At 70.6% G+C, this 13753-nt stretch carries 16 protein-coding genes; all 16 read left to right on the forward strand.

Translation table 11 applies throughout. The features are described from left to right. The first annotated feature begins 5 nt into the window (after positions 1-5). Positions 6-467 (forward strand): flagellar hook capping FlgD N-terminal domain-containing protein, encoded by a 462-nt coding sequence (locus ACFE67_RS01995; protein ID WP_375405197.1) that lies wholly within the window; start codon positions 6-8, stop codon positions 465-467. Between the two features lie 124 nt (positions 468-591). Beyond that, positions 592-1797 carry a flagellar hook protein FlgE gene (locus ACFE67_RS02000; protein ID WP_375405198.1) on the forward strand — a complete coding sequence of 402 codons (1206 nt, stop codon included), beginning with the start codon at positions 592-594 and terminating at the stop codon, positions 1795-1797. A gap of 199 nt (positions 1798-1996) precedes the next feature. Further along, positions 1997-2296: a flagellar FlbD family protein gene (locus ACFE67_RS02005; RefSeq protein ID WP_375405199.1), complete on the forward strand. Its 300-nt coding sequence runs from the start codon at positions 1997-1999 to the stop codon at positions 2294-2296. Next, on the forward strand, positions 2296-3117 hold the full coding sequence (locus ACFE67_RS02010) for a motility protein A (protein WP_375405200.1): 822 nt from the start codon (positions 2296-2298) through the stop codon (positions 3115-3117). Before ACFE67_RS02005 ends, ACFE67_RS02010 begins: the two co-directional genes overlap by 1 nt. A gap of 1 nt (position 3118) precedes the next feature. Then, entirely contained in the window at positions 3119-3952 is an 834-nt protein-coding gene (locus ACFE67_RS02015; RefSeq protein WP_375405201.1) for a flagellar motor protein MotB, read from the forward strand. Between the two features lie 78 nt (positions 3953-4030). Beyond that, positions 4031-4927 carry a FliM/FliN family flagellar motor switch protein gene (locus tag ACFE67_RS02020; protein ID WP_375405202.1) on the forward strand — a complete coding sequence of 299 codons (897 nt, stop codon included), beginning with the start codon at positions 4031-4033 and terminating at the stop codon, positions 4925-4927. Then, entirely contained in the window at positions 4924-5646 is a 723-nt protein-coding gene (locus tag ACFE67_RS02025; RefSeq protein WP_375405203.1) for a FliM/FliN family flagellar motor switch protein, read from the forward strand. Before ACFE67_RS02020 ends, ACFE67_RS02025 begins: the two co-directional genes overlap by 4 nt. A 6-nt stretch (positions 5647-5652) precedes the next feature. Continuing rightward, on the forward strand, positions 5653-6336 hold the full coding sequence (gene fliO, locus ACFE67_RS02030; RefSeq protein WP_375405204.1) for a flagellar biosynthetic protein FliO: 684 nt from the start codon (positions 5653-5655) through the stop codon (positions 6334-6336). A gap of 11 nt (positions 6337-6347) precedes the next feature. After that, complete coding sequence (gene fliP / locus ACFE67_RS02035) at positions 6348-7169, forward strand: flagellar type III secretion system pore protein FliP (protein WP_375405216.1); 822 nt, start codon at positions 6348-6350, stop codon at positions 7167-7169. Between the two features lie 10 nt (positions 7170-7179). Then, on the forward strand, positions 7180-7455 hold the full coding sequence (fliQ, locus tag ACFE67_RS02040; RefSeq protein ID WP_375405205.1) for a flagellar biosynthesis protein FliQ: 276 nt from the start codon (positions 7180-7182) through the stop codon (positions 7453-7455). Continuing rightward, positions 7452-8222 (forward strand): flagellar biosynthetic protein FliR, encoded by a 771-nt coding sequence (locus tag ACFE67_RS02045; protein ID WP_375405206.1) that lies wholly within the window; start codon positions 7452-7454, stop codon positions 8220-8222. Before fliQ ends, ACFE67_RS02045 begins: the two co-directional genes overlap by 4 nt. Before the next feature lie 130 nt (positions 8223-8352). Then, entirely contained in the window at positions 8353-9432 is a 1080-nt protein-coding gene (locus ACFE67_RS02050) for a flagellar biosynthesis protein FlhB (protein WP_375405207.1), read from the forward strand. Between the two features lie 156 nt (positions 9433-9588). Next, a complete protein-coding gene (locus ACFE67_RS02055; protein WP_375405208.1) occupies positions 9589-10116 on the forward strand; it encodes a GNAT family N-acetyltransferase in 528 nt (175 codons plus the stop codon). A gap of 79 nt (positions 10117-10195) precedes the next feature. Further along, positions 10196-11116 carry a neutral zinc metallopeptidase gene (locus tag ACFE67_RS02060; RefSeq protein ID WP_375405209.1) on the forward strand — a complete coding sequence of 307 codons (921 nt, stop codon included), beginning with the start codon at positions 10196-10198 and terminating at the stop codon, positions 11114-11116. A 348-nt stretch (positions 11117-11464) separates the two neighbouring features. Beyond that, positions 11465-13462: a flagellar biosynthesis protein FlhA gene (locus tag ACFE67_RS02065; protein ID WP_375405217.1), complete on the forward strand. Its 1998-nt coding sequence runs from the start codon at positions 11465-11467 to the stop codon at positions 13460-13462. Next, the coding region (locus ACFE67_RS02070; RefSeq protein ID WP_375405210.1) for a hypothetical protein at positions 13437-13753 on the forward strand (317 nt) is incomplete at its 3' end. The genes ACFE67_RS02065 and ACFE67_RS02070, both read left to right, overlap by 26 nt.

The raw sequence follows: 13753 nt of genomic DNA on the forward strand, positions 1-13753 counted from the left end.
CGCAGATGACCACCACGACCGATGCGACGTCCGCGGCCGCCGCGACCACGTCGATCTACTCGAACGGCACCGGTACGGCCCCGAAGGCGAACCAGGAGTACAACAGCCAGCTGTTCCTGAAGCTCCTCGTCACGCAGCTCGCGAACCAGGATCCGAGCTCGCCGATGGACAGCTCGCAGATGGTGTCGCAGACCGCCCAGCTCGCGTCGATGGAGCAGATGACGGCGCTGAACGCCACGACGACGAGCACGAACCAGGCGCAGATGCAGTCGACCGCCACGGCGATGCTCGGCAGGAACGTCAGCTGGACCGACTCCGACGGCGCCGCGAAGTCCGGCACGGTCTCGTCGATCACGTTCTCCACCACCGGCAAGCCGCAGCTCACGGTCGGATCGAGCACCGTCGGTCTCGACGCGGTCACCGGCGTGACGACCGCGACGACCCCGACGACCCCCTCCCCCTCCTAGATCCCTCCATCCCCCTGAAGCCGCGTGCGCGCGGCAGCCATGACGGCGACTCCTTCGGCCAGGACGGCCACACCAACGGCGGACCCACTCGGGCCCCGACCGTTCGACACCGAACAGGAATCGAATGCTTCGCTCGCTCTACTCCGGCATCTCAGGGCTCCGCGCCGAGCAGACCATGCTCGACGTGACGTCCAACAACATCGCGAACGTGAACACGACCGGCTTCAAGTCGTCGAGCGTGCAGTTCGAGGACACGCTGTCGCAGATCGTCTCGGCCGCGGGCCTCTCCACGAGCGCCAAGGCGGGGACCAACCCGAACCAGGTGGGCCTCGGCGTCAAAGTCGCCGCGGTCACCAACAACCTGACCGAGGGCTCGCAGACCACGACGGGGAACAACCTCGACGCGATGATCTCGGGCGACGGCTACTTCGTCACCCAGACCGGCTCGACGACGCAGTACACGCGCAACGGCTCGTTCCACTGGGACTCGCAGGGCCGCCTCTCGACCGCCGACGGTGCACTCGTGCAGGGCTGGAACGGGGTCAACGGCGTCGTCTCGACGGGTGGCAAGCCGAGTGTGCTGACCCTGCCCTCCGGCACGGTCGCCCCCGCGAACGCGACGACGAGCGCGACCATGAAGGGGAACCTGCCGTCCGACGCGGTGGTGGGGACGACGCTGGCGCGCGACATCACCGTGTACTCGGCGGACGGGAAAGCCCGTCAGCTCACGGTGAACCTGACCGCCGATACCGCGGGCAAGTGGAACTACTCGATCACGGACGGCACGACGACGACCGCGACCACCGGCACGATCCAGACCGACGGCACGGGCAACATCGCCGGGACGGTCGGCACGAGCGCCACACCGAACCTGAAGCCGACGATCGACGGCATCACGGTCGATCTGTCCGGCTTGAGCGGATTCGCGGGTCTCACGACCTCCTCGTTCGCGAAGCAGGACGGCAACGCGGCGGGCACGCTGCTCTCCGTCGCGATGGGCGCCGACGGCACGCTGTCCGGCACCTTCAGCAACGGCGCCACCGTGGCGATCGCGCGGCTCGCGATCGGCACGTTCACGAACCCGGAAGGCCTCGAGAAGGCAGGCAACTCGACGCTGGTGGAGACGCTGAACTCCGGGTCCGCCCGACTCGGCACCGCCGGCTCGGACGGCTACGGCTCGGTCGTCTCCGGCGCCCTGGAGGCGTCGAACGTCGACCTCAGCCAGGAGTTCACGAACCTGATCGTCGCGCAGCGCGGCTTCCAGGCGAACGCCCGCATCATCACGACCTCGGACGAGATCCTGCAGGAGCTGACGCAGCTGAAGCGCTAGTGCAGCGGTGTTCACGGATCAGGGGATGCGGGCGCGCGAGCGCCGTCCGCATCCCCTGATCCGTGAACACGGCCCGCACCTGTAGTGGGGCCAGACAGGACCTGACGGTCCGGCGCAGGATGCCGATTGTCTGCTGTGACGGCGGGAGAGGGCTCCACGGATGGAGCCCGATGCCGGTCCCACGGATGGGGAGAGAACGATGATTCTGTTGACGCGCCTGAACGGCAGCACCTTCGCGGTCAACCCTGATCTGGTCGAACGGATCCAGGAGCAGCCCGACACCACGGTGGTCCTCGTCGACGGAACCACGTTCATCGTGACCGAGACGATCGACGAGGTCATCGACGAGATCGCGGAGTACCGCGCTCGCGTGATCGCGCTCGCGCACTCGATGCACTTCGACGCACCTGCCGCCGTCCCTGCGTCGTCGAGGGGGCCGCGCCGATTCGGCGTGGTCGACGGCGCCAAGGCTTCGGTCCGACCCGTGGGAGGCCGCTGATGGATCCGGCCACCATCGCCGGCATCATCATCGCGATCGGCGCGCTCGTCGTCATGGCGACGATGGAGGGCGCGCACATCCAGTCGCTGCTGCTCGCGGCGCCGATGATCCTGGTGTTCGGCGGCACGATCGGTGCCGCCATGGCGTCGACGACGCTCGCGGACACGATCAGCTCGCTGAAGATGATCCCGAAGGCGTTCCTCTACAAGGTGCCCAAGATGGGCAAGGACGTCGAGTCGCTCGTCGAGCTGGCCGAGGTCGCCCGCAAGGAGGGCCTGCTCGCGCTGGAGGCGAAGGCCTCCGACATCAAGGACCCGTTCCTCAAGAAGGCGCTGCAGAACGTCGCCGACGGCATGGACGCCGACGAGCTGCGCATCCTGATGGAGGACGAGGCGGCGTCCATGGAGAAGTCCGGCCGGTCGGCCGCGAAGTTCTTCGCCGCGATGGGCGGCTACGCGCCGACCATCGGCATCCTCGGCACCGTCGTGTCGCTGACGCACGTGCTCGAGAACCTCGACAAGCCGTCGACCCTGGGTGAGTCGATCGCCTCCGCATTCGTCGCCACCCTCTGGGGGGTGCTGACGGCCAACGTCATCTGGCTGCCCATCGGATCCCGGATCGGCAAGATGACCGACCAGCTCTCCGAGCGCCTCACGATGGTCACCGAAGGCGTCCTCGCGGTGCAGTCCGGTGCGCAGCCGCGCACCCTGTCCGAGAAGCTCTACGCCATGCTGCCCGCGTCCGAGCAGCCGAAGGCCGCCGCGAAGGGCGCCCCGGCGAAGGGCGCGAAGGCGCCGAAGGCGGCAGAGGCGGCGGCCTAGCATGTCCGGCCGACGCCGGAAGGGCCATGCGGAGGAGCACCACGTCGACGAACGGTGGCTGGTGTCCTACGCGGACATGATCACCGTGCTGATGGCGCTCTTCATCGTGCTCTACGCGCTGTCGACCGTGAACCAGAAGAAGTACGACGAGCTGAAGAACTCCCTCGCCTCCGGTTTCGGCACCTCATCCTCGACGAAGGTCGACCAGAGCAAGGGCATCGTCCGCAAGGAGGACGTCGCGAAGAAGGGCGCCGGCTTCTCCAACAGCACGATCGCCCTGATGCAGACCGCGAAGGAGATCACGGACGAGCTGAAAGCCCAGGGTCTCGCCGGCAAGGTCACGGTCAAGGCCGGCTCCAAGGCGATCACGCTCTCGCTCGTGGGCTCCAGCACGTACTTCGGCGGCAACGACGCACAGCTGTCGCCGCAGGCGATCCGGGTCCTGCAGAAGCTGTCGCCGACGCTGAAGAAGCACGCGGGCGTCGTCACGATCGAGGGTCACGCCGACCCGCGCGGTTCGGCGGGCAAGTTCGGCACGGACTGGCAGCTCGCCGCGCAGCGGGCGAACAGCGTCGGGCAGTACCTGCTCGACGACGGGGCGGTCGACCCGGCAGACGTCTCGTTCGTCTCCCTCGGCTCTCAGAAGGCGAAGCCCGGCGACAGCCAGGCCGCGATCGAGCACAACCGCCGCGTCGACATCGTGCTGCACTCCGTCCAGCCGGCGTCGGCGCCCGCCGCCGCGTCGACCACCGATACCGCGGCGGAGACGACCACCACCACGAAGAAGGAAGCGGCGGCCACGAAGACCGAGGCGCAGGCGAGCTCCGGACACTGACGCGCGCCCGGCGACGGCTCGTCGCTTGCGCGGAGTGGCGCGCCCCCGTTCGGGTGCCGCGCCTGAATACTGCGACGCGTGACGGAACGGACGCCGTACCGCGCCCGCGTGCACGCACCGGGCGAGGTCCTCGAGGTGCTCCCGTACGACTTCGAGAGCCCCGAGCTGATCAGCGGCACCGACCGCGATCGCCTCGACGCTGCGCTGGAGGCGTGGGGGCGACAGCTCGGTCTGCAGATCACGGCCAAGACCAGGGCGGTGGTCGACGTCTCCACCGCCCCGTCGCGCGTGCAGTCCTTCGGCGCGTTCATCGCCTCCGCCGACGGGCCGGTGCTCTGGGCGACCGCGCGGCTCGGCGGCGGACGGGTGGTCTACCGGATCCCGCTCGCCGAGGCGCGCTACTGGTCCGCCCGCATGCTCGGCGCGTCGGGCGACCAGGCGGGCGTCGACCGCCCGCTGACCGCGGTCGAGCGCGGACTCGCCCGTGCCGCCGCCACCGAGCACCTCGCCGAGCTGCGGCCCGCGACGAACGACCTGATGCCCGAGCCGGTGCTCGAGGCGTTCGGCACCGAGCCCCCCTCCTCCGTCGATCGCGACGCGCAGGCGGTCGTGGTCGTCGCCGGCACCATCCGCAGGGGTGAGCGCCGGCAGCTCGCGCTCGCCATCGACGTCGACGTCGTGCTGGAGCGCCTCGGCGCCGTCTCGCCCCGGCAGGACGCGAACGAGGTGACGACGCGGATCAGCGGCCACCTCGCGCTCGCGCCCGTCGAGATCGCGCTGCGGTTCGCGCCGACCCGCGTCGGCCCCGACACCGTGCTCGATCTCGCGCCCGGCGACCTCATCCCCCTCGCGCACCCCGCGGATCGCCCCCTCGTGATCACGCTCGACGGGAACCCCGTCCTGCGTGCTGCGGTCGGGGGCAACGGCGACCGACTCGCCTGCGTCGTCGTCGAGTCGACCGGAGGCCCCTCATGAGCACGCCCTTCATCGATTCCCGCTCCATGGATTCCCGGACCTCGACCGGTGCGGACGAGTTCGCGATCGCGCAGGCGCTCGTGTCCTCCCTCCCCGGGCCGGCGCTGATGGCGCAGCCGCACGGATCGGATCTCGTGCCGATGCATGCGCTGGAGACCGGCGTCTCGGCGACCTACGTCGGCCCGCGGTCGGCCGACCTGTCGCTGATCGTGCTGGACCGCACGGAGCTGATCGCGGCAGGAGGCGGCGACGCGCGCGTCCGCCTCGGCGACGTGCTGCGCCCCGCCCTCGAACTCGCCTCCGACGTCATCGGCGGCGGCCAGCTCGGCGAGGTCGGCGACGGCGTGCCCGCGAGCCTGTTCCAGTCCGCGGACGCGGTCGTCTTCGACCTGATCGGGGAGGAGGGGGTCGCCGGCTGGTTCGCGGTCGCGCTCCGCACCCCGGCCCCGCCGCGTGCGTTCCGCGACGTCTCCTCCAAGCTCGGCCGCATCAGCACGGTGCAGATGACGCTCGCCGTCGAGATCGGCCGCGCGACCGTGTCGGTGCAGGAGCTGCTCGACGCGCAGCCCGGCACGGTCATCGAGCTCGACCGCGCCGTCGGCAGCGAGGCCGACGTGTTCCTGAACGGGCGCATGATCGCGCACGGGGAGATCGTGGTCGTGGACCGCCGCTTCGCGGTCCGTGTGACCGAGGTCCTCGACCCGGTCGACGAGATCTGAGCGCCCTTGGACACCGTCTTCCTCGCGCTGCGGGTCGTCGTCGCCCTCGGGGCGGTGTTCGGCGCGCTGCTCTTCGCGCACCGCTGGATCACGAAGGGGCGGCCGGGCTCGGCGCCGAGGAACCGGCAGATCTCGGTCGTCGCGCGCCAGACGCTCGGCGCGAAGGCCGGCATCGCCGTCGTGGACGCCGGCGGCCGCCGCTATCTGCTCGGCGTCACCGAGCACAGCGTGACCGTGCTGGACACGCTGGGGGCAGCGGAGGCGCCGACCGGCGAGCCCGCGCTGATCGCGTCGCAGCCGATCCTGGCCGCGCGGTTCGAGCAGGAGCTGCGGACGGTCACCATCGCGACGGCCGACGTGCCGATCGTCGTGCGCGGCGCCGCGGACCCGCTCGATCCTTCCGGCCCGGTCACGCAGACGATCTCGATCATGCCGGCGACCGCGATGTCCGTCGGCGCGAGGACGGAGGCGATCCGGCTCGGCGACCTCGTCTCCTCCACGCGACCGGCGACCGGGCACGTCGCACCGGTGTACCCGAGCCGCCGCGCGGCCCGCGAGGCGGAGCAGCACGCGGCCGTGCAGGTCGCCCACACCCAGCAGCGCCCGGCCGCGCAGGGCGCGCTGGCCGGATCGCTGCTCGCGCCGTCGACGTGGAAGCAGACCTTCGACGCCCTGAAGAAGCTGCGGTGACCGCGGTCGCCCTGCCGGGTCGCGCTCCTCGCGCGGGCCGGTTCCTGCGGGACCACTGGCCGCGCCTGGTCCTGATCGCGTTCGCGCTGCTCGCCGTCGCGTGGCTGGTCGTCGCCGTGCCCGCCATCGCGCACGCCGACCCGATCGCGCCCGTGGCGAAGCCGACGCCGAGCCCGTCCGGCGACGTGAACATCAGCATCGGCGCGCCCTCCACCTCCATCACGACGCTGATCGCGATCACGCTGCTGTCCGTCGCGCCGGCGCTGCTGCTGATGATGACGTCGTTCACGAAGATCTTCGTGGTGCTCGCGATGACGCGGAACGCGCTCGGGCTGAACACCATCCCGCCGAACCAGGTGCTCGCGGGGCTGGCGCTGTTCCTGTCGCTGTTCATCATGTGGCCGGTGCTCGACACCGTGAACACGCACGCGCTGACCCCGTTCCTCGACGGGAAGATCGAGTTCGACACCGCGCTCGCCCGCGCCGCCGTGCCGCTGCAGCACTTCATGCTGCAGCACACGCGCGAGAGCGACATCGCGCTGATGACCCGCGCGGCGAAGCAGCCGAACCCGGCGTCGGCGGCGGCCACCCCGTTCTTCACGGTCGTGCCCGCGTTCATGCTCTCCGAGCTGCGCAGCGCGTTCATCATCGGGCTCGTCATCTTCGTGCCGTTCCTCGTCATCGACCTCGTCGTCTCCTCCGGGCTGATGGCGATGGGCATGATGATGCTGCCGCCGACGATGATCGCGCTGCCGTTCAAGATCCTGCTCTTCGTGCTGGTGGACGGCTGGAGCCTGATCATCACCGCGCTCGTGCAGAGCTACAACACCTAGGGCTCGGCACATGAATCAGAATCAGGTCGTCGACCTCGCCATCCGGGCGCTCCTGCTCGCTGCGGAGCTCTCCGCGCCGCTGCTCGTCACCGCACTCGTCGTCGGCTTCGCGATCAGCGTGTTCCAGTCGATCACGCAGATCCAGGAGGCGACCCTCTCGTTCGTGCCGAAGGCCATCGCGGTGGCCATCGCGCTCGTCGTCTGCGGGCACTGGATGATCTCGGAGGCGGTCACCTTCACCGAGCAGCTGTTCGCCATGATCCCGAGCTACCTGAACGCGTCGTGACGATCTTCGGCTCCGTCGCGCTGAACGAGACGTTCGTCGAGGCGGCGATGCTCGCGGCGATGCGGATCACGACGTTCCTCGTGATCGCGCCCCCGTTCTCGTTCTCGGGCGTGCCGCTGCGGATCAAGGGCATGCTCGCGATCGCGCTGTCGATCCTCGTGGCGCCGACCGCGGCGAAGGGCCTGCCCGCCTCCATGGACACGGGCGCGTTCGTGGTGTCGCTCGTCAGCCAGCTGGTGATCGGCGCGCTGCTCGGGTTCATGGTCTTCCTGGTGTTCTCGGCCGTGCAGTCGGCCGGCAGCCTGATCGACCTGTTCGCCGGGTTCCAGATGAGCCAGGCGTTCGATCCGCTGATGAAGGTCAACGGGGCGCAGATGACCCGTCTGATGCAGATGATCGCGCTCGGTCTGCTGTTCGTCTCCGGCGGTGCGGAGCTCGTGCTCGGGGGGCTGTTCCGCACCTTCGACGCCCTCCCCGTCACCGGCTTCCTTGCCCAGGACGCGGGGCAGCGCCTGCTGCCGGGTGTCGCGCAGATGTTCGTCGCCGCGGTGCAGATCGCCGGGCCGATCGTCGTCGTGCTGTTCCTCGCCGACGTCGGGCTGGGTGTGCTCACGCGGGTCGCACCCGCGCTGAACGCGTTCTCGCTGGGATTCGTGCTGAAGATCCTGATCACCCTGCTGGCCGGCGGCACGATCTTCCTGGCGCTCCCGCGCATCGTGGAGGCGCTGCTGCAGGACGCCCTCCAGGCGATGGGCTCCATCACGTGATCGAGCACGGTGGTCTCGAGACGGCCGCGGGCGGCCTCCTCGACCAGCGGAAGTGCGACCGCCACGCTGGTCGAGGAGGGCGCTCCGCGCCCGTCTCGAGACCACGACCGCTCCCGGGAGGGGGTGCCTGATGCCCGATCAGCCGTCCGGAGAACGCACCGAGCAGGCGACCCCGAAGCGCCTCGAGGAGTCGTACCGGGAGGGGCGCATCCAGCGCTCCCGCGACATGCCGAGCTGGCTGTCGATGGGCGCGGCCGCGCTGATGCTGCCGGTCGTCATCGGGAACGGGTCGAGCGCGGTCCGCTCGCTCGTGCTCGGTATGCAGGCCGTGATCGCGGATCCGACCGCCGAGCGCGCGCAGGCGATCTTCCTCGGCTCCTTCGCGGTGCTGCCCGGCGTGCTCGGGCCGATCTTCGCCGCGGCCGCGATCGGTGCGATCGTCGGCTCGCTCGCCTCCGGCGGCATCCACATGAAGAAGTTCAAGCCCCACTTCGACCAGTTCGACCTGGTCAAGGGCTCCGCGCGGCTGGTCGGCAAGCAGGCGCTGTGGGAGGGGGCGAAGGCGCTGCTGAAGACCGGTGTCGTCGGCGTCGCGGTCTGGATCGCGATCCAGGGCGCGCTCCCGCTGCTGGCCGCCTCAGGAGCCCTGCCGGTCTCGTCGGTCGTGTCGAGCGCCTCCGGGGTCATCGTCGCCATCCTGCAGTCCGCGATCGTCGCCGGGATCGTGCTCGGCGCGCTGGACGTGCTCGTCGTCACCCGCCGGAACCGGCAGCACACGATGATGACGAAGCAGGAGATCAAGGACGAGTCGAAGTCGTCGGAGGGTGATCCGCACATCCGCGCCCAGCGGCGCAGCAGGCAGATGCAGATGTCGCGGAACCGCATGATGGCCGCGATCCCGGCCGCGGACGTCGTGATGCTGAACCCGACCCACGTCGCCGTCGCGCTGAAGTACGAGCCCGGCAAGTCAGCTCCCCGCGTCGTCGCGAAGGGCGCGGGCGAGGTCGCGGCGCGCATCCGCGAGAAGGCCGCCGAGCACCGCATCCCGATGGTGCAGGACATCCCGCTCGCGCGCGCCCTGTACGCCGCGTGCGAGATCAACCAGGAGATCCCGGAGGAGCTCTTCGGCGCGGTCGCCCGCGTGCTCGCGTTCGTGATGCAGCTGAAGCGCCGCGGCGCCGCGCTGGGCGTCCACCGCCTCGCCTCCTGACCCCCTCCGCCCAGGCACCACGTCGCGCGGTACTCCCACCACGTCGCGCGGTACTCCCACCACGTCGCGCGGTACTCCCACCCTTGCGCGGTAGGTCTGCCTACCGCGCGATGGTGACGACTACCGCGCGACGTGCGTTCCGGGCAGAGTCGCCGGATGGGCGTCACGCTGCGACCGCTGCGTCGCGACGACTTCGGGACGCTGGGGGAGTGGCTCCGCGAGCCGCTCGTGCACGAGTGGTGGCACGACGACCCCGATCCGGTCGCGCTCGAGCAGCAGTACGGTGCCGCGATCGACGGGCGCGAGCCGACGGCGCTCCGGATCGGTGAGCACGACGGCGTGCCCGTCGGATTTCTGCAGTGGTACCTCCTCGCGGACGAGCCCGACTACACCGCCGAGCTCACGCCGTTCCTCCCCATCCCGCACGATGCCTGGAGCCTCGACTACCTCGTCGGGTCCCCGGCTCATCGACGTCAGGGGGTCGGCACCGCGCTCGTCCAGGCGGCCGTGGCGACGATCGGCGCCAGCCCGATCGTCGTCCCGGTGCAGGCAGGCAATTTCGCCTCGGCCGCCGTGCTCCGGAGGGCGGGGTTCACGCTCGCGGCGGAAGCGGATCTCGAGCCCGACAACCCCGGCCACTCCCGGGCGCACCTGGTGTTCACGCGGTCGCCGTCGCGCGCGTGAGCCGGGACGCGGCCGGCGTCACGACGGTGAACGCACGGTCCTCGGGGCATCACCAGCCGCGGATGGGAGAACATGCCCCATGCGCTACCGGGAGGACGCGAGCCTCGACACGTCGAACGTCGAGGACCGCCGAGGGGGCGGGCGCGGCCGGACGCTCGCGGTCGGCGGCGGCGGGCTGGGCGTCGTGGGGGTGGTCGTCGTCCTCCTGCTCCAGCTGCTCGGTGGGGGAGGGGGCGGTGGAGGATCGTCCGCCGACGCGCTCGGTCCGCTGCTCGACGGCCTGGGCGAGGGCCAGTCGGCGAGCAACGAGGAGCTGGCGGCCGACTGCCGTACGGGCGAGGACGCGAACACGCGCACGGAGTGCGCCGTGGTCGCGGACATCGAGTCGATCCAGGCCTACTGGTCGGGCCGGCTCGGGAAGCGCTACACGTCCTCCGACACCGTCTTCTTCACGGACGGCACGGACACCGGCTGCGGCGCGGCGACCAGCGGGGTCGGTCCCTTCTACTGCCCTGCCGACGAGAAGGTCTACATCGACCTCGCGTTCTACGACGAGCTGCGCACCCGGTTCGGTGCGGAGGGCGGCCTGTTCGTCGACGCCTACGTGCTGGCGCACGAGTACGGGCACCACGTGCAGGACCTGCTCGGCACGAATGCGAAGGTGCGGCAGGGCGACGCGGGGCCGACGAGCGGCAGCGTGCGGCTCGAGCTGCAGGCCGACTGCTACGCGGGAACGTGGGCGAACCACGCGACGACCGTTCCGGACGACTCCGGCGCGCCGCTCATCGAGCAGATCTCGCAGGACGACATCGATCGCGCGCTCGACACCGCGGGCCGCATCGGCGACGACTTCATCCAGAAGGAGCTCGGCAGCGGCACGGTCGACGAGCAGTCCTTCACCCACGGCACCTCCGCACAGCGCACGCAGTGGTTCACGACCGGCTACGAGTCCGGCGACCCGGCGCGTTGCAACACCTTCGGCACGAGCGACCTCGGCTGACCCCGAAGCGCTCCGGGTTCGCGCCGCTGGTCGCGGCAGCGATCCGGAGCAGCTCGACGACGTCGCCCCACCCCCTGCCGGCCGAGGAGGCCACCGCCCCGACGGGATGCCCCCCGTGCGGGGGTGATCAGCGTGGCGCGTCGGTGGCACCCCGGGCTTCGACCGGATGATGAACCTCACGTCGCGCCTCCGGGCGCGCACAGCAACCCGGCGGAGCCGGTGGAAGCGGAACGACCGCGGCGGAGCCGCACGGTGTCGAGCCATTCGGATCGGAACTCCGTGCGTCGACTCCAGATCGGCAGGACCGCCTCGGCGATCGCGGTGCCGCTCGGCGTGGTGGCGATCATCATGCTGCTCGTCGTGCCGATCCCGGCATGGCTGCTCGACGTGCTGATCACCGTGAACATCCTGTTCGCGCTGGTGATCCTGCTGACGACGATGTTCGCGAAGCGGTCGCTCGACTTCTCGGTCTTCCCCTCCCTGCTGCTCATCGCGACGCTGTTCCGGCTCGGCCTCAACGTCGCCTCCACCCGTCTGGTGCTGGGGGAGGGGGAGGCCGGCGCGGTCATCCACGCGTTCGGCTCCGTCGCGGTCGGCGGCTCGATGGTCATCGGCGCGGTCGTGTTCGTGATCCTGGTGGTCATCCAGTTCGTCGTCGTCACGAAGGGTGCCGAGCGCGTCGCGGAGGTCGGCGCGCGCTTCACCCTCGACGCGATGCCCGGCAAGCAGATGGCGATCGACGCCGACCTGAACTCGGGCCTCATCACCGAGGAGGAGGCGCGCAGCCGCCGCAGGGAGGTCAGCGCGGAGGCGGACTTCTACGGCGCGATGGACGGTGCGTCGAAGTTCGTCAAGGGCGACGCGATCGCGGGCATCGTGATCGTGCTCGTCAACATCCTCGGCGGCATCATCATGGGCGTCGTCATGCACGGTCAGCAGATCGGGGAGGCGGTCAACACCTACACGCTGCTGACCATCGGCGACGGCCTCACCGCGCAGATCCCGGCGCTGCTGATGGCCGTCTCCACGGGCATGATCGTGACCCGCTCGAACTCGGACAGCGACCTCGGCACCGACGCCGGCGCCCAGCTGACGCAGTCGCGGCTCGCGCTGATGATCGCGGGCGTCGCCGCCTGCCTCCTGGCGCTGATCCCCGGCATGCCGAAGATCCCGTTCTTCCTGGTCGGGGGCACGCTGATCTTCGCCTCGGTCCGCCTCCGGAGGGCCGAGGAGGCGAAGGAGAAGGCGGCATCGCTCGCCGAGGTCGCCTCGCAGCAGGCGCCCTCCTCCGACACCCCGGAGGAGCTGATGGAGCAGATGCGGGTGCACGCGCTGGAAGTGCAGCTCGCACCCGACCTCGTCGACCTCGTCTCGGGCGTCAGCGACGACCTGCTGGCCCGCGTGAAGGCGCTGCGCCGCCGCATCGCGATGGAGTACGGCGTGGTCGTGCCGCCGGTGCGCACCCGCGACAGCGTCGACCTGCCGCCCTCCACCTACGTCATCCGCGTCGCCGGGGTCGAGATGGGCCGCGGCATCGCACCCGTCGGCAAGGTGCTCGCGCTCGGCGACCACCTCGACGCGCTGCCCGGCACGCCGACGATCGAGCCGGTGTTCCAACTCGCCGGCAAGTGGATCCCCGCCGAGCTGCGCCATGCGGCCGAGACCACGAACGCGACCGTGATCGACCGCGGGTCCGTGCTCGTCACCCACCTCTCCAGCGTCATCACCGACAACGCGGGCCGGCTGCTGTCCCGCGAGGACGTGCGGGTGCTGACGGAGGGGGTCAAGCGGATCAGCCCCGCCCTCGTGGAGGAGCTGATCCCGGGCCTGATGACGCTCGCCGAGGTGCATCGCGTGCTGCAGGGCCTGCTCGCCGAGCGGGTGCCGATCAACGACCTGCCCCGTATCTACGAGGCGCTGTCCCTGCGGGCCAAGGTGTCCACGGATCCGGAGGGGCTGATCGAGGCGGCGCGCGGCGCGCTCGGGCCGATGCTCGTCGCGCCGCACCTCGACGAGCGCACGCTGCGCGTCGTGATGATCGACCCGCAGCTCGAGCAGGGGATGCTCGAGAACCTGCGTCCCTCCGAGCTCGGCACCCAGATCCTGATCGCGCCCGACATGATCGGCCGGATCGTGGAATCCCTCCGCGCCGCCGTGCAGACCGCGGAGGTGCGGGGCTGGTCCCCCGTGCTCGTCTGCGCCCCGGCGCTGCGCCCCGCCGTCCGCCGCCTCGTCGCACCGCAGACGAACGGCCTGCCCGTCCTGTCCTACCAGGAGGTGACGTCGGTCGACGTCACCATCGAGACCGTTGGAGTGGTTCGTGCCCTCGATCCGATTTCGGCTTGACAAGCCGACCCTGACCGGGCTCGCCGCACGCGTTGCGGCCGAGTTCGGTCCGGAGGCCCGCATCCTCGACACCGAGGAGACCATCGTCGGCGGGATCGCCGGCATCTTCGGCAGGCGCGTCATCGACGTGACCGTCGAGGTGCCCGACCGCGCCGCGCCGGACGGCGCCCACGAGTTCTCGATGCGCTCCCGCGTCGGGCTCGCCGCGCTGCTGGAGGACGCCGACGCCGCCGATCTCGGCCCGGCGAGCGCCTACGGCGACGACCCGTGGGGTTCGGCCCCCGCGCCGGC

The organism is uncultured Amnibacterium sp., from assembly GCF_964244015.1.
GTDB lineage: Bacteria > Actinomycetota > Actinomycetes > Actinomycetales > Microbacteriaceae > Amnibacterium.

Bases quoted from the DNA above. Each gene is read 5' to 3' on its own strand.
- ACFE67_RS01995 (WP_375405197.1), top strand. From the start codon at position 6: ATGACCACCACGACCGATGCGACGTCCGCGGCCGCCGCGACCACGTCG.
- ACFE67_RS02000 (WP_375405198.1), top strand. From the start codon at position 592: ATGCTTCGCTCGCTCTACTCCGGCATCTCAGGGCTCCGCGCCGAGCAG.
- ACFE67_RS02005 (WP_375405199.1), top strand. From the start codon at position 1,997: ATGATTCTGTTGACGCGCCTGAACGGCAGCACCTTCGCGGTCAACCCT.
- ACFE67_RS02010 (WP_375405200.1), top strand. From the start codon at position 2,296: ATGGATCCGGCCACCATCGCCGGCATCATCATCGCGATCGGCGCGCTC.
- ACFE67_RS02015 (WP_375405201.1), top strand. From the start codon at position 3,119: ATGTCCGGCCGACGCCGGAAGGGCCATGCGGAGGAGCACCACGTCGAC.
- ACFE67_RS02025 (WP_375405203.1), top strand. From the start codon at position 4,924: ATGAGCACGCCCTTCATCGATTCCCGCTCCATGGATTCCCGGACCTCG.
- fliQ (WP_375405205.1), top strand. From the start codon at position 7,180: ATGAATCAGAATCAGGTCGTCGACCTCGCCATCCGGGCGCTCCTGCTC.
- ACFE67_RS02050 (WP_375405207.1), top strand. From the start codon at position 8,353: ATGCCCGATCAGCCGTCCGGAGAACGCACCGAGCAGGCGACCCCGAAG.
- ACFE67_RS02055 (WP_375405208.1), top strand. From the start codon at position 9,589: ATGGGCGTCACGCTGCGACCGCTGCGTCGCGACGACTTCGGGACGCTG.
- ACFE67_RS02060 (WP_375405209.1), top strand. From the start codon at position 10,196: ATGCGCTACCGGGAGGACGCGAGCCTCGACACGTCGAACGTCGAGGAC.
- ACFE67_RS02065 (WP_375405217.1), top strand. From the start codon at position 11,465: ATGCTGCTCGTCGTGCCGATCCCGGCATGGCTGCTCGACGTGCTGATC.